At 29.4% G+C, this 17,883-nt stretch carries 18 protein-coding genes and 1 tRNA gene; 13 read left to right on the top strand and 6 right to left on the bottom strand.

Annotation, left to right across the window (positions count from 1 at the left end):
• Window positions 1–14: 14 nt before the first annotated feature.
• Window positions 15–566 carry a metal-dependent hydrolase gene (locus B2P65_RS18070; RefSeq protein WP_414632290.1) on the bottom strand — a complete coding sequence of 184 codons (552 nt, stop codon included), beginning with the start codon at window positions 564–566 and terminating at the stop codon, window positions 15–17.
• Between the two features lie 333 nt (window positions 567–899).
• Here B2P65_RS18070 and B2P65_RS09005 point away from each other — a divergent pair, with 333 nt between their 5' ends.
• From B2P65_RS09005 to B2P65_RS08985, 5 genes are all read left to right on the top strand, one after another.
• Window positions 900–2,903: a S9 family peptidase gene (locus B2P65_RS09005; RefSeq protein WP_346846518.1), complete on the top strand. Its 2,004-nt coding sequence runs from the start codon at window positions 900–902 to the stop codon at window positions 2,901–2,903.
• A 44-nt stretch (window positions 2,904–2,947) separates the two neighbouring features.
• A complete protein-coding gene (locus B2P65_RS09000; RefSeq protein WP_346846519.1) occupies window positions 2,948–3,289 on the top strand; it encodes a hypothetical protein in 342 nt (113 codons plus the stop codon).
• A 92-nt stretch (window positions 3,290–3,381) separates the two neighbouring features.
• Window positions 3,382–3,861, top strand: coding sequence for a peptide deformylase (gene def / locus B2P65_RS08995; RefSeq protein ID WP_035133709.1), 480 nt, complete (start codon window positions 3,382–3,384; stop codon window positions 3,859–3,861).
• Window positions 3,862–4,219: 358 nt separating this feature from the next.
• The gene (locus B2P65_RS08990; RefSeq protein ID WP_346846520.1) at window positions 4,220–4,612 is read left to right on the top strand and encodes a hypothetical protein; all 393 of its coding nucleotides are present in this window, start codon (window positions 4,220–4,222) and stop codon (window positions 4,610–4,612) included.
• Window positions 4,613–4,618: 6 nt separating this feature from the next.
• The gene (locus B2P65_RS08985; protein WP_346846521.1) at window positions 4,619–5,185 is read left to right on the top strand and encodes a flavodoxin family protein; all 567 of its coding nucleotides are present in this window, start codon (window positions 4,619–4,621) and stop codon (window positions 5,183–5,185) included.
• Here B2P65_RS08985 and B2P65_RS08980 read toward each other — a convergent pair.
• On the bottom strand, window positions 5,182–5,376 hold the full coding sequence (locus tag B2P65_RS08980; protein WP_035133703.1) for an aspartyl-phosphate phosphatase Spo0E family protein: 195 nt from the start codon (window positions 5,374–5,376) through the stop codon (window positions 5,182–5,184). The two genes, B2P65_RS08985 and B2P65_RS08980, sit on opposite strands and share 4 nt — an antisense overlap.
• Before the next feature lie 346 nt (window positions 5,377–5,722).
• Here B2P65_RS08980 and B2P65_RS08975 point away from each other — a divergent pair, with 346 nt between their 5' ends.
• The 3 genes from B2P65_RS08975 to B2P65_RS08965 all read left to right on the top strand — a co-directional run bounded on the left by B2P65_RS08975 (window position 5,723) and on the right by B2P65_RS08965 (window position 8,509).
• Window positions 5,723–5,923 carry a DUF896 domain-containing protein gene (locus B2P65_RS08975; RefSeq protein WP_035133744.1) on the top strand — a complete coding sequence of 67 codons (201 nt, stop codon included), beginning with the start codon at window positions 5,723–5,725 and terminating at the stop codon, window positions 5,921–5,923.
• A 62-nt stretch (window positions 5,924–5,985) separates the two neighbouring features.
• Window positions 5,986–6,897, top strand: coding sequence for an HPr(Ser) kinase/phosphatase (gene hprK / locus B2P65_RS08970; protein ID WP_035133701.1), 912 nt, complete (start codon window positions 5,986–5,988; stop codon window positions 6,895–6,897).
• A 205-nt stretch (window positions 6,898–7,102) separates the two neighbouring features.
• Window positions 7,103–8,509 (top strand): aminopeptidase, encoded by a 1,407-nt coding sequence (locus B2P65_RS08965; protein WP_414632287.1) that lies wholly within the window; start codon window positions 7,103–7,105, stop codon window positions 8,507–8,509.
• A gap of 262 nt (window positions 8,510–8,771) precedes the next feature.
• Here B2P65_RS08965 and B2P65_RS08960 read toward each other — a convergent pair whose 3' ends face one another.
• On the bottom strand, window positions 8,772–9,236 hold the full coding sequence (locus B2P65_RS08960; protein WP_346846523.1) for a DUF4883 family protein: 465 nt from the start codon (window positions 9,234–9,236) through the stop codon (window positions 8,772–8,774).
• Between the two features lie 180 nt (window positions 9,237–9,416).
• On the opposite strand from B2P65_RS08960, the gene B2P65_RS08955 reads away from it, so the two are divergent.
• The 3 genes from B2P65_RS08955 to B2P65_RS08945 all read left to right on the top strand — a co-directional run bounded on the left by B2P65_RS08955 (window position 9,417) and on the right by B2P65_RS08945 (window position 12,726).
• Complete coding sequence (locus B2P65_RS08955) at window positions 9,417–9,626, top strand: DUF3006 domain-containing protein (RefSeq protein ID WP_346846524.1); 210 nt, start codon at window positions 9,417–9,419, stop codon at window positions 9,624–9,626.
• 243 nt (window positions 9,627–9,869) lie between these two features.
• The gene (locus B2P65_RS08950) at window positions 9,870–11,564 is read left to right on the top strand and encodes a [Fe-Fe] hydrogenase large subunit C-terminal domain-containing protein (RefSeq protein ID WP_346880024.1); all 1,695 of its coding nucleotides are present in this window, start codon (window positions 9,870–9,872) and stop codon (window positions 11,562–11,564) included.
• Entirely contained in the window at window positions 11,557–12,726 is a 1,170-nt protein-coding gene (locus B2P65_RS08945; protein WP_346846526.1) for a SpoIIE family protein phosphatase, read from the top strand. The genes B2P65_RS08950 and B2P65_RS08945 overlap by 8 nt, the downstream gene beginning before the upstream one ends.
• Window positions 12,727–12,801: 75 nt before the next feature.
• Here the strand turns inward: B2P65_RS08945 and B2P65_RS08940 are convergent, their stop codons facing one another.
• The 3 genes from B2P65_RS08940 to B2P65_RS08930 all read right to left on the bottom strand — a co-directional run bounded on the left by B2P65_RS08940 (window position 12,802) and on the right by B2P65_RS08930 (window position 16,587).
• Window positions 12,802–14,520: a S8 family peptidase gene (locus tag B2P65_RS08940; protein ID WP_346846527.1), complete on the bottom strand. Its 1,719-nt coding sequence runs from the start codon at window positions 14,518–14,520 to the stop codon at window positions 12,802–12,804.
• The gene (locus B2P65_RS08935; protein WP_346880023.1) at window positions 14,517–16,376 is read right to left on the bottom strand and encodes a S8 family peptidase; all 1,860 of its coding nucleotides are present in this window, start codon (window positions 16,374–16,376) and stop codon (window positions 14,517–14,519) included. Before B2P65_RS08935 ends, B2P65_RS08940 begins: the two co-directional genes overlap by 4 nt.
• 124 nt (window positions 16,377–16,500) lie before the next feature.
• Window positions 16,501–16,587: transfer RNA gene (locus B2P65_RS08930), tRNA-Leu, on the bottom strand.
• 158 nt (window positions 16,588–16,745) lie between these two features.
• Here B2P65_RS08930 and glsA point away from each other — a divergent pair.
• Both glsA and B2P65_RS08920 read left to right on the top strand, forming a co-directional pair.
• On the top strand, window positions 16,746–17,660 hold the full coding sequence (gene glsA, locus B2P65_RS08925) for a glutaminase A (RefSeq protein ID WP_346846529.1): 915 nt from the start codon (window positions 16,746–16,748) through the stop codon (window positions 17,658–17,660).
• A gap of 44 nt (window positions 17,661–17,704) precedes the next feature.
• Window positions 17,705–17,803, top strand: coding sequence for a DUF554 family protein (locus tag B2P65_RS08920; protein WP_346846530.1), 99 nt, complete (start codon window positions 17,705–17,707; stop codon window positions 17,801–17,803).
• Window positions 17,804–17,883 lie beyond the last annotated feature (80 nt).

The raw sequence follows: 17,883 nt of genomic DNA, 5'->3' as shown, positions 1-17,883 counted from the left end.
TTAATCATAGTAGGTTATGGTAGAAAACAAATATAAATTTTATAAATATAATATGATAATGGTAGTAAATATAAAATCTTTAATATTTTATTAAAGATTTTTTCACCTATTGAATTAGTTTTAAGATTAAGGAAATTAATATTAATTTTTAGTGGAAATAATAATTCTACACCTTGGTGAGTAAATAAATCTAGAAATATATGTGATGCATACCCAAACCAAAAGCCATAGCATAATATTTCTATTACCACATTCCAGTTGCTTATGTAAATAAAAAAAATATAAACTATATATAATACTATTAAACACAGTAAACTATGAGTAAAACCTCTGTGTTTAAATTTTTTACCTAAGGATTTTGAAATTAATGGATATCTTTTACTTATATAAGAACTTTTAAGATCTATATCAGGAAAGAGTGCTCCAATATTTACTGCACGAAAATATAAAATTATCAATAATAACTGATAAATTAATAAGTAATTGTTTAAGTTCTTTAGGACCATTGGGTAAATAGTTATAACTCCAATTAAAAATCCACCAGATTCATGTGTTTGTTTTGTCATTTTTTCACCTGTCATCTTTTGTTTTACTACTAATTATTAAAGCTATAATATCTGCTCAGTAGTTAAATACATTATATATTAATTATAGGGTTACGTACATATGTTTTTGTGATATGTATGATAAAATTTTGATAATGGAACTATATTAATCAAGTAAGTGAAATTTAAAAAAGATATTTCCTTTACTGTTCTACAAGGAGTAAAGCTGTACAATGATTAATTGGTTTAGTTTAAGAAAAAAATAGTGAAGTATGTTAATAAGGTATACTATAATAATTACAATGAAGTTAAAATATGGTATAATTATTTTAATATGTAATTGGGGGGAGCGTTATGAAAAACATTCAACTAGAAGATTTTACAAAATATAACTTTTTATCATCTCTAAACTTTTCACCAAAGGGAGATACTGCTTGCTTTGTAGTGTCTAATTGTAATTTAGAGGATAACACATATGATTCTAATTTATGGCTTTATGATTTAACTTTGAATAAGTATCATCAATTGACTGCTTTTAATAAAGAAAGAAGTTATATATGGCTCCAAGATAATGAGACTATATTATTTCAAGGAGTAAGAGATAGTAAGGATAAAAAGAAACTTGAAGATGGTGATGAATTTACTCAATTCTACAAGTTAAATATCCGTGGTGGAGAAGCTGTTAAGGCTTTTAAAATCCCTATGTTAGTTGAAACTATAGTTGAGGTGGATGAAGATACATTCCTATTCACAGGGATTCATAAAGTTGGGAGAAAAAGTTTAATTGGACTTTCTGACGCTGAAAAAGTTGAGGAATTAAAGTCTAGAAAAGAAGAGAAGGACTATGAAGTTTTAGATGAGATTCCATTTTGGAGCAATGGTGGTGGATTCACTAATAAAAAGAGAAGTGGATTATATAAATATGTAGTAAGTACAGAGGAGATAAACTTAATAACTGATGAGTATACTTCGGTTATGTCATTAGAATTAAGTGAAGATAAAAGTAAGGTAGTATTTGTTGCAAGCTCCTATAAAGATAAGGCAGCAATTAATGATGAGCTATATATTTATAATATTAAATTAGATGAGCTTTCTTTAATTAACGGAGAAGAAAAATTTTCTTATAGCTATGTAAATTTCATGGATGAAGAGAAATTAATAGTACTTGGAAGTGATATGCAAGAATATGGAATTAATGAAGATGGTAGATTCTACCTAATAGATATAAATACTAAGATTAAAACCTTATTAACTCCAGATTTTGATAAAAGTACATGGAACTCTGTAGGTTCAGATTGTAGATATGGAGGAGGAAAATCTATTGTAAGAGATAGTAAATACTTATATTTTATAACTACAGAAATAGATAGTTCTTATATAAATAGAATCAATATAGATGGAAATATAGAAAAAATATGTTTTAATAAAGGGTCTGTAGATTGTTTTGATGTTAAGAATGGTAGTATATTATTTATAGGCCTTAGAAATCAAAAATTACAAGAAATATATTCTTTAAAAGATGGTAGCGAGTGTGAAATTTCAAAATTTAATCAGTGGATTCATGATGAATTAAAAATCTCGAAACCAGAAAGAGTTGAGGTTGAAACAGAACCAGGTGTTGTAATAGAAGGATGGGTATTAAAACCTGTAGACTTTGAAGAAAATAAAAAATATCCTGCTATTTTAGATATTCATGGTGGACCTAAAACTGTATATGGTGAAGTTTTTTATCATGAGATGCAACTTTGGGCTAATATGGGGTACTTTGTATTCTTTTGTAACCCAAGGGGTAGTGACGGTCATGGGAGAGCTTATGCAGACATTAGAGGGAAATATGGAACTATTGATTACCATGATATAATGACTTTTACAGATATAGTTTTAGAGAAGTATAAAAATATTGATGTAAACAATGTAGGGGTAACTGGTGGATCTTATGGAGGATTTATGACTAACTGGATAATTGGTCATACTGATAGATTTAAAGCTGCAGCATCTCAAAGAAGTATATCTAACTGGATTTCTAAGTTTTGCACTACAGATATAGGGTTCTATTTTGTAGATGATCAAAATGGTGGGACTCCATGGAGTAATGTGGATAAGTTATGGTATCATTCACCGCTTAAATATGCAGATAAAGTTAAGACACCAACTTTATTTATACATTCAGAAGAAGACTATAGATGTTGGTTAGCTGAAGGTATACAGATGTTCACAGCTTTAAAATATCATGGAGTTGAAGCTAGACTTTGCATGTTTAGAGGAGAAAACCATGAGCTTAGCAGAAGTGGAAAACCAAAGCATAGAATAAGAAGAATTACAGAAATAACAAATTGGTTTGAAGAACATCTAAAATAATTGTATGAATTATAAATGAAAAAATTCAGAATAGGAGGAGTAATATGGCTATGACTTTTAAACTTATATCCTTGATTTTAATAATAATCTATGGTGGATTATCTATGTTTGCTTGTGCTATGGCCATCAAAGAAAGTAGAGAAAGTATTTTCCCTAATTTATTGATGATTATAGGAAGCGTAGCTATTTTACTTGCTTCTATTACACAGTTTAAAAGTGGAAGTAATATGTTATATATACTTTTGTTAGGATTGATATCAATACATGTAGCTGCAATAATTCATGGATATAAATTATTTAATAAGCTGAATTTAAAACATCATATACTAAGGGGATGTATTTCTTTGATAATTTTAATATGCTATTATGTAGGTTATTTTTCTTAGTATTTTAGTAAGATACTAAAAACATAGGATGAAAAATATATAAAAATATGGTTTAATATACTTATGAAAGAATATGAAAGGGGTAACTTAAGATGGCAGTAAAGAAGATAGTTCAATATGGAGATGAACATTTAAAAAGGGTTAGTGATACTGTAGTTGAGATAAATGAAGAAATAAGAGATTTAATTCAAGATTTAAAGGATACATTATCAACGGTTGAAGGTATTGGACTTGCAGCTCCACAAATTGCTGTAAATAAAAGAGTTATATTAATTGACTTAACGCCTGATAATTCTTCGCCTTTAATACTGATTAATCCTAAAGCTATTAAAGTATCTAAAGAAACAGCTAGAGATTATGAGGGATGTCTTAGCTATGTGGGATATGAAGGATTGGTTGAAAGACCTACAAAAATGATAGTTGAAGCATTAAATGAAAATGGTAAACTTATAAAGTATGAAGTAGAAGATTTTATGGCAAGAGTTTTTTGTCATGAGATGGATCATTTAGAAGGAATTCTTTATATGGAAAAAGCTGATGAAATGTATGAATTAGTGGAAGGTAAAGAATAAAAGTTATTTATTGGTAATGTGAAAATAGATGGAACTGTTAAATGGTTATTTATAAATATAACCTTTTAACAGTTCTTGTTTATTTTGTGAATTTAAAGTTATTATAAATAACTTTAAATAGGCTATTTAAAAACTTTCATATAGATTTATACTAAAATTTAGATTATTATATAATAAAGGTAAAATTTAAGCTTTATTATATAATAAGTGAAAGTATATAATATAAAGAAATACATAAACAAATATTAATTTATAAATTTAGTGAATTAAAGAAATCTTGCATATAGAGACTTAGAAATGCAAAAATTAAGTAAATGTAGTAGAAATATAATAAATAAAAATAAAGGAGTACTATACTATGAATAAACAAGAAATTATAGAGATTTTAGAGGATAATGCTTTAGAAAATATTACAGAAGTAAAAAAGCATGATCACTGCTTCATAATTAAATTTTCTTACGAATTTGACGAGTTAGAAATTGAAGGAGCTAGAGAATTTGCCAATGAAGATTGTGAGGAAAAAAGAGAAGGAGAACAATGGTATGAAGAGTATTTTCTACCTTATTTAAATGATACTGCAATAGATAATATTAATGACATAGTAGATGAAATTTCAGAGGAGTATGATTTAGATTATGAAATGTTGTCTTATGAGCTTTCTGAAGAGGATTATGATTCAATGAATTTTTTAGTTGCATTTTATAGAGAAGTTTTACCTGTAGATATTGATGAATTAATTATGGAGTTATAATTAATTATGAAAAAAATAATTATAATAAATGGTTCTCCCAATAAAGAAGGTCACACAAATAAAATAGTAGATTCAATTTTGGAAGGTATTAATCCCAACGTGGAAATAAAGCATATTAATTGTTATGATATGAATATTAATCCATGTATTGATTGTAAATATTGTAGTAAAGTATTAGGGGAGTGCTCAATTAAAGATTCTATGACGGATATTTATAAACATATACAAGAATGTGATATAATAATTTTAGCATCTCCTATGTATTTTGGTATGTTTCCATCACCATTAAAATCATTGATAGATAGGTGTCAAGTGCTTTGGAGTAAAAAGTTTATTTTTAAACAAAATACAAAAGAACGAAAACAGGGTATATTTATATTTAATGGGGGCAGTTCCTGGAATAATATGTTTAACCATATGGAAACTATAGGTAAATATTTTTTTAATACCCTTAACTGTGATATTTTATTTAAACTATATATAGACAATACAGACATAAATTATAATTATATTAATAAACATTATGATGATATTTTAAAATGTCAAAACATGATAAATGTGGAAGTAAATTAGGCTAATTTCTTATGTTTTTTATCATTATTAGAATTATTACTCATCTTTTGATATTCTACGATATATTCATCTAAATGTTGAGAGCATATTACAACAATATTATCTGTAGGTCTCTTAAATCTAAGCAGTACATGTAGTAGTAGTTTAAAAGATTTAATTTTTTGATTTAGGAATTTAAATTTTAATAACATACCATCACATCCTTAAACTTTATATTTTTATTTTAACAGAGATATAGCATAATGTTAATGATTATTAATAGTCAAATTCATATTAAGTTTTACAAAAATCACCATAAAAGCGATAAATATATCATAAAAAACTTATAAGTAAATATATGAAGATGACTTAAAGCCATTTCTCGGATATCGAAGTAAATATAATAATACACTTTGCGACATGTAACAAATATAAATTTAAAATAATTAAAAAAATACCTATAAATAATACTATAATTCACATCATAGTAATTATTTGGGGGGAGTTATTATATAATCGTATAATAGACTATTAGGAGGAAAAATGAATAAAGAATATATAAATATTGATAATATGAAAATAGAAGAAGTTATTGAGGAAATAAATTTTTTATATAAAAAGAGCCAAGAATCTGGTTTAACAGAAGCTGAAAAAAATAGACAGCAAGTTTTGAGAAGAAGGTATATAGATAATGTTAAAAGAAATTTTAAGGCTCAAATTAGTGGATATAAACCTGTAGACCCAAAACATAATAATTAGTAAAATAGAATTTAAGTAATCAATAATTATAAATGCAAGATATGAGGTAGGGGAGGCGTAAGATGGGAGTACAAGTTTTAGATTTAGTTAACAACTATAATTTAGAGGTTTTGGTAGAAGGAGATTTAGAATCTAATATTGTGGTAAGTGAGATAAATAGGCCTGGATTACAATTTGCTGGTTTCTATGATTATTTCGATAATAAGAGAATTCAAGTTGTAGGTAAAACTGAGTGGAGTTATCTAAAGTGTCTTGATCCAGAAGTAAGGATACGTAGAATAAAAAAATACTTTTCTTTCCCAATACCTGGAGTAATAATTACAAGTGGATTAAAAGTACATGATGAATTTTTAGAAGAAGCAAGAAATAAAAATGTTACTGTTCTCAGAAGTATTGATAAGACTACAAAATTCATTAATAGGGTTAGTAATTTTTTAGACTCAGAGTTAGCTCCAGAAACTAGGCTTCATGGTGTTTTAGTAGATGTGTATGGAATTGGCATATTGATTATAGGAGAAAGTGGAATAGGAAAAAGTGAAGCAGCATTGGAGCTTATTAAAAGAGGTCATAGGCTTGGAGCTGATGATGCAGTAGATATTAAAGAAATAGATGGAAAGTTATATGGTTCTTGTCCTTATATAACTACAGGAATGCTTGAAGTTAGAGGTATGGGAATTATTGATTTATCAGCAATTTATGGTAGTAGCTGTATAGTTTCTCAAAAAAATATCAACTTAGTTATTTCTTTAGTTAACTGGGACGTAAATGATAAATATGAAAGACTTGGAGTAGATAAAGAGTATATGGAGATACTAGGGGTTGAGGTAGAGAAAATAGTATTACCTTTAAAGCCAGGGCGTAACATAGCAGTTATAATCGAAGCTGCAGCAGCTAATTTTAGATATAATGCCACATCAAATTGTACTGCGGTAGAAACAATTGAAAAGAGAATCATGGATAGTCAAAATCCTTAAGAGTTTTAGTGCGAAAAATATAATTTAAAGAATAATTTTATAAAAATTTTAAGTTGTATTAGGCACTTACTTATAAAGTTTACTGTAATAAATTTAAATATAGTATACATTTGAAATTTTCACAAATTTAAATTGTAAATCAATTTGAGTTGAGTTAATATAAAAGTATAATTATATGACTATGATTTTATTGGGAGGGATTTTAGTGGAAGATTTAAAAAAATTAGAAAAGAAATATGAATTGGTCTGGGATAAATACGGAAAGGAAGACCTTGATAAGGCATTCGAATTATCAGATAGATATATAGATTTTATGTCAAAGTGTAAAACTGAAAGAGAATGTGTTACTGAATTCATAGAAATGGCAGAAAAAGACGGATATTTAGATATAAATCAGTGCATAGCTGAAGGAAGAAAGCTTAAAGCTGGAGATAAAGTTTATGCTAATTGCATGGGAAAAACTCTTGCATTATTCTTAATAGGAACAGAACCTATAGAAAAAGGTTTTAAAATATTAGGAGCACATGTTGACTCACCAAGACTTGATCTAAAGCAAAATCCATTATATGAAGATTCAGATTTTGCAATGCTTAAAACTCATTACTATGGAGGAATTAAAAAATATCAGTGGGTTACTATACCTCTAGCAATTCATGGTGTTGTGATTAAAAAAGATGGAAGTGTAGTAAACATAGTTATAGGTGAAGATGATAGGGAGCCAGTAGTAGGAATATCAGATTTATTAGTTCACTTATCTGCAGATCAAATGGCTAAGACATTAGCTAAAGGAATCGAAGGCGAAAGTTTAAATGTATGTGTTGGATCTATACCAGTAGAAGATAAAGAAGCTAAAAATAGAGTTAAACTTAACATATTAAGACTTCTTAATGAAAAATACGGAATTACAGAGGAAGACTTTGTATCAGCAGAGCTAGAGGTTGTTCCAGCAGGAAGAGCTAGAAGTTATGGTTTAGATAGTTCAATGGTTATGGCCTATGGTCATGACGATAGAATATGTGCATATACTTCTTTTGAAGCAATGATGAAAATTAAGAGTACAGATAAAACTTGTATCACATTACTTGTAGATAAAGAAGAGGTTGGAAGTCAAGGTGCAACAGGAATGCAGTCAAGATTCTTTGAAAACACTGTAGCAGAACTTGTAAACCTTGTTGAAGATTATAGTGAACTTAAAGTTAGAAGAGCACTTGCAAATTCTAAAATGCTTTCTTCAGACGTAAGTGCAGCTTTTGATCCAAATTATCCATCAGTAAGTGAAAAGCAAAATAACGCATTCTTCGGTAAGGGTGTGGTATTCAATAAATATACTGGAGCAAGAGGAAAAGGTGGATGTAATGATGCAAATCCAGAATTTATTGCTCAATTAAGAAGAGTAATGGATAAGCATAATGTTTATTGGCAAACATCAGAACTTGGAAAAGTTGACCAAGGTGGCGGTGGTACTATAGCATACATTCTTGCTGAATATGGAATGGAAGTTATAGATTCAGGTGTAGCTCTACACAATATGCACGCGCCATGGGAAATTGCAAGTAAAGCAGACATATATGAAACTTGCAGAGCTTATGAGGCATTTTTATTAGATATCTAATTTAAATATTTATATAAACAGAGTTCTTTGCTTCAGAGGGAGTTTTTACACTCCCTCTGAAGGTTACTAGCAGAATTCTTAGTATCAGTATTTTCGATACTTAGAATTCGTTGTCCTTTAGGGGAAATCGTTATCCAGGGACGTACCAGCTCTTTACACCTACTTTGAAGAAGAGGGTAGTATTAGAGCTGGTAGTCATAGGATAAGATATAAAAGGTAGAAGAAATATTCTTCTGCCTTTTATATTTTCTTTTATTGCTAACTATTCTTCTGTAAAGTATTTACAAATACCATATAAGTTATAGGAAATTGGCACTTCAGTAATGTTTAAGTAATCAACTTCATATTTACCATCCCAATCATAGATAGATATATATTTTTCGTTAAATATAGTTATGCCATATTTTTTATTTGGGAATTCAATATATACTTTATATTTATAAGATTCAGGTAAATCATTAGGTTTTTTTATGAAATAGCTTTCATCTAAGGAATTTAAAAAACTAACAATATCTTTAGATTCTGTAGAAGGAAAATCAAATTCTTTAAAAAATTCTTTATAAAATACAGAAATACGCGTTGGCTCTGATTTATTAAGATTTGTTACTAGTTCTTGAGTATAATAATCAAGATATGTTTTTTCTTTATTTAGTGATGACTTTACCCTTGTACAGCCAGTGGTTATTGTTATAATAATAATAAATAAAATTAAAAATTTCTTTTTCAAAATATCAACCCCTCTATTCCTTATAAATTATGAAAGTTAAGGTGTAATTATTACTACTAATAAGAAAAAATACTAGGTATAATATGTATAAATAAAAATGCAATATTTGTATTATAAATATTTACCATTTAATTATAAAAATTATGTTTATATTAATAATAGTATAAAAGGAGGAAGGTTATGATAATTATAGATAGGTTTGAAGAAGAGTACGCTGTATGTGAAAAGGAAGATATGGAAATGGTAAATATACCAATTATATATTTACCAAAGGGCGTTAAAGAGGGAGATTGTATGGATTTAGTTAATGATAAATATATTATTAATAATAAAGAGACGGAAAAACTTAAGAAAGAAATTGAAAAACTTACAGATAATATGTGGATATAATAGTGTTAATTTAATCAAAAAGATATGTTAAGCATATCTTTTTTTATGGAAAACAATATACTTCATACATATATACACTAAGAAAATAAAATTATAGAATATATTTTAGCACTTGGAATTTGAGCCTTAGTTAGAATTGACAATTATACTATTCGGCTATACAATTGAGTTGTTAAAACTTTATCAAATTGATATTGTTAAATAGTTTACATTATTTATTTTATGATAGGGGATAGATTTTCCATGGGTATACTGAAATTTAAAAAAGCTAATTGTAAGAACTGTTATAAATGCATTAGAAATTGTCCTGTTAAAGCTATAGAGGTAAAAAATCATCAAGCTCAGATTATTGAAAGAGATTGTATTTTATGTGGTAATTGTATGGTTGTTTGCCCTCAGAATGCCAAAGAAGTTCGTAATGATGTATTAACTATAAAGAATTTGATCAGGGATGGGAAACAGGTTATTGCTAGTATAGCGCCTTCTTATATTTCAAATTACAACGTTACTCAGTTTTCACAATTTGCTAATGTGCTAAGAAAGCTTGGATTTAGTAATGCTTTTGAAACGGCAGAAGGAGCATACATAGTCAAAAGTGAATATGAAAATTTGATTAAAAATCATTGGAAAAATATAATTATATCTTCATGTTGTCCTACGGTTGTTAAATTAGTTCAGAAGCATTATCCAGAAGCGGTAAAGTATTTAGCACCTGTAATTTCACCAGTGCAAGCTCATAGTAATTTATTGAAAAGTAATATAAAGGATGCTATTGTTGTGTTTATTGGTCCATGCATATCTAAAAAAGAAGAATGTGGAAGTGGAGAAGAATACAATGATATAACCATTACTTTTGAAGAACTAGATATTTGGATAAATGAAGAAGGATTAAAATTTGAAGATAATATAAACATAGATAAAAACACTTATGTTTCAAGATTATTCCCCATAACTGGAGGAATTTTGAATACAATGAATAAAAGTTCTGAGTATAGATATATTGCTATTGATGGTCTAGATAATTGCATAGAAACCCTAAAAGAAATAATTAATAATAATCTAGATAATTGTTTTATTGAAATGAGTGCGTGTAGTGGTAGTTGTATAAATGGACCAGCATCATCTCATAACAAAGCCCTACGGATATCTTCAATGAATAAGGTAGAAAGTATAGCATTGAATGAATGTAATCCTACTGATTTTGATTTGAAATATAGTATTGATACAAGTAGAAGAATTACAGATGAACAAGTAGTTGTTCAATCTCCTAGTGATAGGGAGACTAGCAGTATATTAAGAAAAATGGGGAAAAACAGTATTGAGGATGAATTGAACTGTGGAACTTGTGGGTATTCAACTTGTAGAGAAAAAGCAATAGCAGTAATTTTAGGAAAAGCAGAAATAAGTATGTGTTTACCCTATATGAAGGAAAAAGCAGAATCTTTTTCAGATAAGATTATAAGTGTTACACCTAATGCTATTCTTACTGTAGATACTAATTTAAAAGTTCAACAGATTAATAAATCAGCTTGTGATATATTTGAAATTCAAAATTCCAGAGATATTATTGGTTTTTCAGTATCTAGAATTTTGGATGAATTTGATTTTATAAAGGTAATTAGCAAAGAAGAGAATGTAGCGAATGAAAATGTTTACTTACCTGAATACGGTAAGTTTGTTAAACAGAATTTTATATATGATAAAAATAGCGGAATTGTTATTTGTATAATGAAGGATATAACTAAACTAAAACTAAAAAGAGAGAAATTAATTAAAGAAAAGACACATAGAGCAGAGATAACTGATAAAATTGTTGAAAAGCATATGTGTATTGTACATGAGATTGCATCATTACTTGGAGAAACAGCCGCTGAAACTCAAGTAGCACTTACAGACCTTAAAGAAGCAATACTTATGGAGGAAGAGGATTATGACTAATTTGTTTTTGGAAAGCGGATTTGCAAGCTTTAACAAACATGGTGAATCTATCTCTGGAGATTTTTATACTACACTAAAAGGTAAAGATAAGACCACATTTGTATTGTCTGATGGGTTGGGAAGTGGTATTAAGGCTAATATACTAGCAACTTTAACATCAAAGATATTAGGCACCATGATGGCTAGTAATATGTCTATAGAGGAAAGCGTATATACAATAGCTAAAAGCTTACCAATTTGCAAAGTTAGAAATATGGCATATTCAACTTTTACTATACTTCAAATTTATCAACGAGGTGATGCATATTTAGCACAATTTGATAATCCGTCGGTAATTTTAATTAGAGAAGGGAAAAACGTTGTATATGATTCAATGTGCAAAGTTATATATGAAAAAGAAATATATGAAAGCAATATTAAGCTTTATATAGGAGATATGATAATACTTTTAACTGATGGAGTTACAAGTGCTGGTCTTGGAAGAACTACAAAAAATGGGTGGAGAAGAGAAAGTGTTATAGAATACGTTCAGAGATGGTACACTCCAGAAATGTCACCACAAAGGATGGCAGCAACCATAGCAAATGCATCTATGGATTTATATTTAAATTCCCCAGATGATGACATAACCGTTGCTGTGTTTAAAATTTGTGAGAGAAAAGTAGTAAATCTTATGATAGGTCCACCAGAGCATAAAGAAGATGATAATAAGGTATTAAAACTTTTTTTTTCAAGAAAAGGTAAGAAGATAATTTGTGGAGGAACTACGGCTAAGATAGTAAGTAGATATTTAAATAAACCTATTGTAATAAACAATAATACATGCAATGAGGAGACACCATCAACTGCGTGTATTGAAGGAGTAGATTTAGTTACAGAAGGAGTTATAACTTTGGAAAAAGTTTTAAATATTGCTAAACAATATAGTGTTACATCAAATATATCCTTAGATTTAAGAAATAAAATAGACGGAGCTTCCATGATAGCAAAAATTTTATTTGAAGAATCAACTGATATAAATTTTTTTATAGGGAATGCAATAAATCCTGTTCATGATGATTCCAATAGTCATATTAGTTATACTATAAAATTAGGAATAATAAGAGAATTAGAAAAGATACTTAGTAATATGGGTAAAAATGTTAAAGTGAGTATGTGTTAAAAAAGAGTTTAAAAGAAGAAAAGTTACAAAACCCTAATCATAGTATATTTTATGATTAGGGTTTTACCAGTATAGTTAAATCATATTTTGAAACATTTGAAGTATATTTAATAATCCATAGCCCCATTGAGGATTAGGATATATATCGCCAAGACGTTGTACAGCGCCTCTTGCAATATAGGTTTTTATACTTTGAGAATACATGTAGGGATCATTAAGTCTAGTAAATCCCCATTCAAATAACATGGCACAAGCACCAGCAACAACAGCAGCAGCTACACAGGTACCATTAACTGTTGCAATTTCGTTGTTAGGAGCTACGGCTATAGCATTTACACCACCAGCTGCTATATCAACATAATTGAATTTAAGGTCGTTAAAACCTGCGCCGGAGTAGTTTAGAAGATAATTATTATTTTGATTATAAGCTGCAACAGAGATTACATAAGGGGAATTGCTTGGATTAGTAGATGTTCCAAAGGGATCAGCATGGCTAAAGTGAGTACCACCAACAGTTAAGCCTTCTTCCGGAATCCAAGCATTAAAGTTACCTTTTAATACAGTATTTGTAATCAATCTAAGTTTCCATATGCCTGATTGTATGTCATAAAATCTAATTCGAATTAATTCATGACCGGTAATATCTTCAGGTAAATAGTAATTAACCTTAACCGAAGTCTTTTCGAATATATAATCATAATATTCTGTACTATTAATTACGGCCCCAATAACACCAGTGCTTTCACCAGAGGGAGATATAATTTCTACTGACATGATGTTAGGTGAATCTACCCAAATATCCATCCATAAACTATTTTGCTCTGGAGATACATCAACTTCTACTATATGAAGTTCTCCAGGTTCAGATAATATTCCAGAAGCATGGCATCCTTTATCTCTTTGATTCCCAGTTGGAACAACAACTACAAGTCCACTATTTTGGCTTAAAGACTCTATATACTGCTCTAAGATTCCAGTTCCATAATGGTTACCTAAATTTGTACCAAGAGGAAAAAGGATGACCATTGGTTTAGATGAAGTTAAAGAATATCTATATAAAAATTCTAGGGCTGCAAAAATAGTAGTTATATTATAAAGGGGAACTTTAACATTAAATTGTGATTTATAGGAAAAATCTTCGATTAGTTTTACAATTACAAAATCGCAATTTGGGACTACACCCTTTAACTGAGGATTTTTACCAGTGGCTCCAATTATCCCAGCCATATTTGTACCATGACCAATTTCATCTATGGTTGGTACTATATCATAGGGGGATTTGCCTTCTCTAGCTGCTTGTATAGCAGATTGAATATCATCTTTTTCATATACAGTACCGTATGGAATAAAGTAATCTAAAGTTTTGCCATTAGAAGGTATTGTTTGATCCCAAATACATTCTATTCTAGTTTCTCCATTATCCCTCATAAATTCTTCGCTTAAGTAATCTATACCTGTATCAAGAATTGCTATATTTACACCACTGCCATTTAAAGTTAAAGGTAGGTCTAGCTGTAAGAAACCTACTTGAGAGGCCTCTGTAGGGGTAATCTGTTGAAGGGTATACATTTCAACTGGTTTTACATATACAATGGATGGATATTCAGGGTCACCAACAGATATTTCTACGTTTTTAGGCAGAGATATGATTGCATATCTGTCATTAATTATAGTTAAATAGTGACTCGGCTCTTGAGTGATATCTTGTTGAATATTTCCTTGATACTGAACAATATAATGATCGTAATTTATATCATAAAAAATGTTATCAGGAACATCTAAATGTCGCTTCATATAAAATCACCTACAATACATTTTGGAATTCTTATAAACACATTATTAGTAGTATATACAATATAATCATCATTTTTATTACATTCATCGCAAGTGTTTGTTCTGTTAAGAGATATATCTGTAGAATAGGATCTACTTATAAAGTTAAAAACACCTAATAGGTCTAAATATCCATATCCTAATTCCTGATTAGGAAAACGGTAATAACTGCTCCTAGCAGCACCATGCATTAGATAACTTCTAATTTTTTGAGAATACATAGTTTGATCATTGCCATTAATAATTCCCCATTCTAATAATATTGCACAGGCTCCTGCAACTATAGCAGTTGCAGCAGAACTACCAGACATGGTGGTAGTGCCACCAGTAACTTTGGTTGTTAAAATATTTGTGCCTAAAGTAGCTATATCAGGATTGATTAGGTTGTTGGTATTAAAACCTCTTCCAGAAGTGGAAATTAAAGCATTATCTTCACCGTAATAAGAAACAGTAACAACATTAACAGCTGTGGATGGTTCAGTTAGTGTATTTAATGGGTTAGGTTGAAGAAATTCGGTACCGCCAGGTAAAGTATTATGGGGTTGTAGCCAAATATCATATCGACCATCAATTAAATATTCTCCTATTAGTCTAAAAGTCCATATGCCAGGTTTTATGTCATAAAATTCTACATGGATAACTTCATGGCCAGTAAAATGTTCAGGATTAAAATATAGAACTCTTGATCTAGTGTTTAAGAATACGAATTTAGTATTCTGTTCATTAACATCCTTGGATTTTAATAGGCTAGAGCTTTCACCAGTAGGAGATACTATGACCAAAGAAGCTCTGTTTGGCTTTTTAACCCATATGTTAAATGTGAAAAATTTCATTTCTTTTGTTATTCTAAGCTCTAGGGATGATGGGTCAGTTTTGTTTTTGATATAACCAGTAGCATGGGTTTGAGCAGCTCCTTCATTTCCAACGCCTGAGACTAAACATATTCCTCTAATAGTACCTATAGAGGATACATATCTGGAAATCAAGCTAGTTCCATCGTGGCTACTTTCTGTAGAACCTAAGCCTAAATATATTACCATGGGTCTTTTAAGTTCAATAGCAACATTTTTTAAATATTCGATTCCAGATACGATTTCACTGGCATTATATACTGGGGTATACTCTACACCATTTTCTAATAAGGCTTTTCTAAAATTAGTAGATTCAAAGAGCTTTACAATTACAAAGTCACTGTCATTGGCTATACCTCTTACATCAGAGTTATTACCTCTGGCACCTATAATCCCTGCAACCTGTGTGCCATGCCCAATAGTATCTTTAGATGGCACAATGGTATAAGGATCTTCATTGTTTCTATAAGCTTTAATTGCTGCATTAATTTGTTCATTAGAATAAGTAGTACCCATATAGGTGCTAGAACTATTGTTTGAGATAGTTTGATCCCATAGGCTAACTATTCTTGAGGTATCATCTTCTCTAATAAATTCATTATTAAGATAATCTATACCAGTATCTACAATACCTATTAGAACTCCTCTGCCAGTTAAATTCAAATAAGGATTTATTAATATGGAATTTATATTACCCACAGAAGGAGGGGAAGTAGATTTTGAAGTTTCACCTAATACAAACATTTTTCTAAAGTCGAAAAAAATAATTTGGGGAACTTCTTTTAACAATCTATTCATTTTTAAATGGGACACTGCTACTACAGCTAGATTATCTGTAATTACATCACCACAAGCATAGGGTATTTTATCTATCTGTTCTTTAAACTCATCTTTATTTTTATATTGAACAAGAAAGTTAGATACACTTTCATCGTAATATAAACTACAATCTCTTGAATTAATCATAGATACTCCTGATAATAATACTTTATAATATTATTATATTTCAGTTTAAATATTTCATGATATTATTTGCTAAAATAAGTTTATAATATAAAAAAACCTCTTGATTAATCAAGAGGTTTTTTACTGGTGCCGGTGACCGGGGTCGAACCGGTACGGTGTTGCCACCACGGGATTTTGAGTCCCGCACGTCTGCCAATTCCATCACACCGGCTAGTACATTTAGTATTTTACCACAATATCCTAAGGATTACAATAGTATTTTTATCTTAGATAAGGATAGTGTAGAAGTTAATACTTAAGTATTGAAAAATAGGTACTTGATTAATATAATAAAACTGTAAGTAATTAAATCAGAGGGGAGACATGATAATGAAGAGGATCTTGGAAAATATAATTGAAGATTGTAGAAAATGGACAAGTAAAGGTGAAGTGGCTTCATATATACCAGAACTAGCAAAAGCTAATCCTGAAGCTTTAGGTATTTGGGTTACCAATTTAGGTGGTGAAGAATATTTTGCAGGTGATTGGGATATTAAATTCACAATACAAAGTATGTCTAAAGTAATAACCCTAATGTTAGCAATCTTAGATAATGGTACAGAATACGTTTTCACTAAAGTGGGGATGGAGCCTACAGATTCAGGGTTTAATTCCATAACTAACTTGGAAACTCACGAACAAAAACAACCATTAAATCCTATGATAAACGCAGGAGCTATTGCAACAGTGTCTTTAATTAATGGAGAAACAGCTGATGAAAAAATAAATAGAATACTTAATTTTACTAGAAAAATAACTGGAAATGATGAGATAGGTATAAATTACAATGTGTATGAGAGTGAAAAGAAAACAGGAAATAGAAACAGAGCATTAGCTTATTACATGAAGGGTAATGGTATAATAGAAGGGGATGTAGAGGAAATTTTAGATGTCTACTTTAAAGCTTGTTCTATGGAGATAACTTGTAAAGATATAGCTAGGATAGGAGCTATGCTTGCCAATGATGGAGTTCTTATAAATAATGAAAGAGTTATATCTAGAGAGGCATGCAGAATAGTTAAAACCATAATGGTTACTTGTGGCATGTATGATGCATCTGGTAAGTTTGCTGTACATATAGGAATTCCAGCAAAGAGTGGAGTAGGTGGTGGAATAATGGCTGCAGTACCTAGGAGGATGGGAATTGGAGTTGTAGGTCCTGCTCTTGATGCTCAGGGAAATAGCATAGGTGGAATTAAAATTCTAGAAAAATTATCCCATGAATTAGATTTAAGCATATTTTAGAAGTTGAAAAACAATGTAAGGATAAAAATATATCTATTGCAGAAATGACTTGTGTTGGTTCACTTTTAATTATTGAATTAGCCTTAAATATGATGAAGATATCAAGATTTAAAGTTAAGAATTATTTACCAGCAATTTTTTGATTAGTTATTATTTATTTGTTTATATAAATATTCAGTTGTATTTAGAAATATATTTTTGCATTTAATAAACCTTCTAAGAT

The organism is Clostridium sp. UBA3061, assembly GCF_002367465.1.
GTDB classification, from domain to species: domain Bacteria; phylum Bacillota; class Clostridia; order Clostridiales; family Clostridiaceae; genus Clostridium_J; species Clostridium_J sulfidigenes.
Note: the sequence above shows the minus strand (reverse complement) of the source record. Positions and strands in the feature narration are given on the sequence as shown.

Bases quoted from the DNA above. Each gene is read 5' to 3' on its own strand.
- B2P65_RS09000 (WP_346846519.1), top strand. From the start codon at position 2,948: ATGGCTATGACTTTTAAACTTATATCCTTGATTTTAATAATAATCTAT.
- B2P65_RS08950 (WP_346880024.1), top strand. From the start codon at position 9,870: ATGGGTATACTGAAATTTAAAAAAGCTAATTGTAAGAACTGTTATAAA.
- B2P65_RS08920 (WP_346846530.1), top strand. From the start codon at position 17,705: ATGACTTGTGTTGGTTCACTTTTAATTATTGAATTAGCCTTAAATATG.
- B2P65_RS08935 (WP_346880023.1), bottom strand. From the start codon at position 16,376: ATGATTAATTCAAGAGATTGTAGTTTATATTACGATGAAAGTGTATCT.
- B2P65_RS09005 (WP_346846518.1), top strand. From the start codon at position 900: ATGAAAAACATTCAACTAGAAGATTTTACAAAATATAACTTTTTATCA.
- B2P65_RS08955 (WP_346846524.1), top strand. From the start codon at position 9,417: ATGATAATTATAGATAGGTTTGAAGAAGAGTACGCTGTATGTGAAAAG.
- glsA (WP_346846529.1), top strand. From the start codon at position 16,746: ATGAAGAGGATCTTGGAAAATATAATTGAAGATTGTAGAAAATGGACA.
- B2P65_RS08985 (WP_346846521.1), top strand. From the start codon at position 4,619: ATGAAAAAAATAATTATAATAAATGGTTCTCCCAATAAAGAAGGTCAC.
- hprK (WP_035133701.1), top strand. From the start codon at position 5,986: ATGGGAGTACAAGTTTTAGATTTAGTTAACAACTATAATTTAGAGGTT.
- B2P65_RS08980 (WP_035133703.1), bottom strand. From the start codon at position 5,376: ATGTTATTAAAATTTAAATTCCTAAATCAAAAAATTAAATCTTTTAAA.
- B2P65_RS08990 (WP_346846520.1), top strand. From the start codon at position 4,220: ATGAATAAACAAGAAATTATAGAGATTTTAGAGGATAATGCTTTAGAA.
- B2P65_RS08945 (WP_346846526.1), top strand. From the start codon at position 11,557: ATGACTAATTTGTTTTTGGAAAGCGGATTTGCAAGCTTTAACAAACAT.
- def (WP_035133709.1), top strand. From the start codon at position 3,382: ATGGCAGTAAAGAAGATAGTTCAATATGGAGATGAACATTTAAAAAGG.
- B2P65_RS08940 (WP_346846527.1), bottom strand. From the start codon at position 14,520: ATGAAGCGACATTTAGATGTTCCTGATAACATTTTTTATGATATAAAT.
- B2P65_RS18070 (WP_414632290.1), bottom strand. From the start codon at position 566: ATGACAAAACAAACACATGAATCTGGTGGATTTTTAATTGGAGTTATA.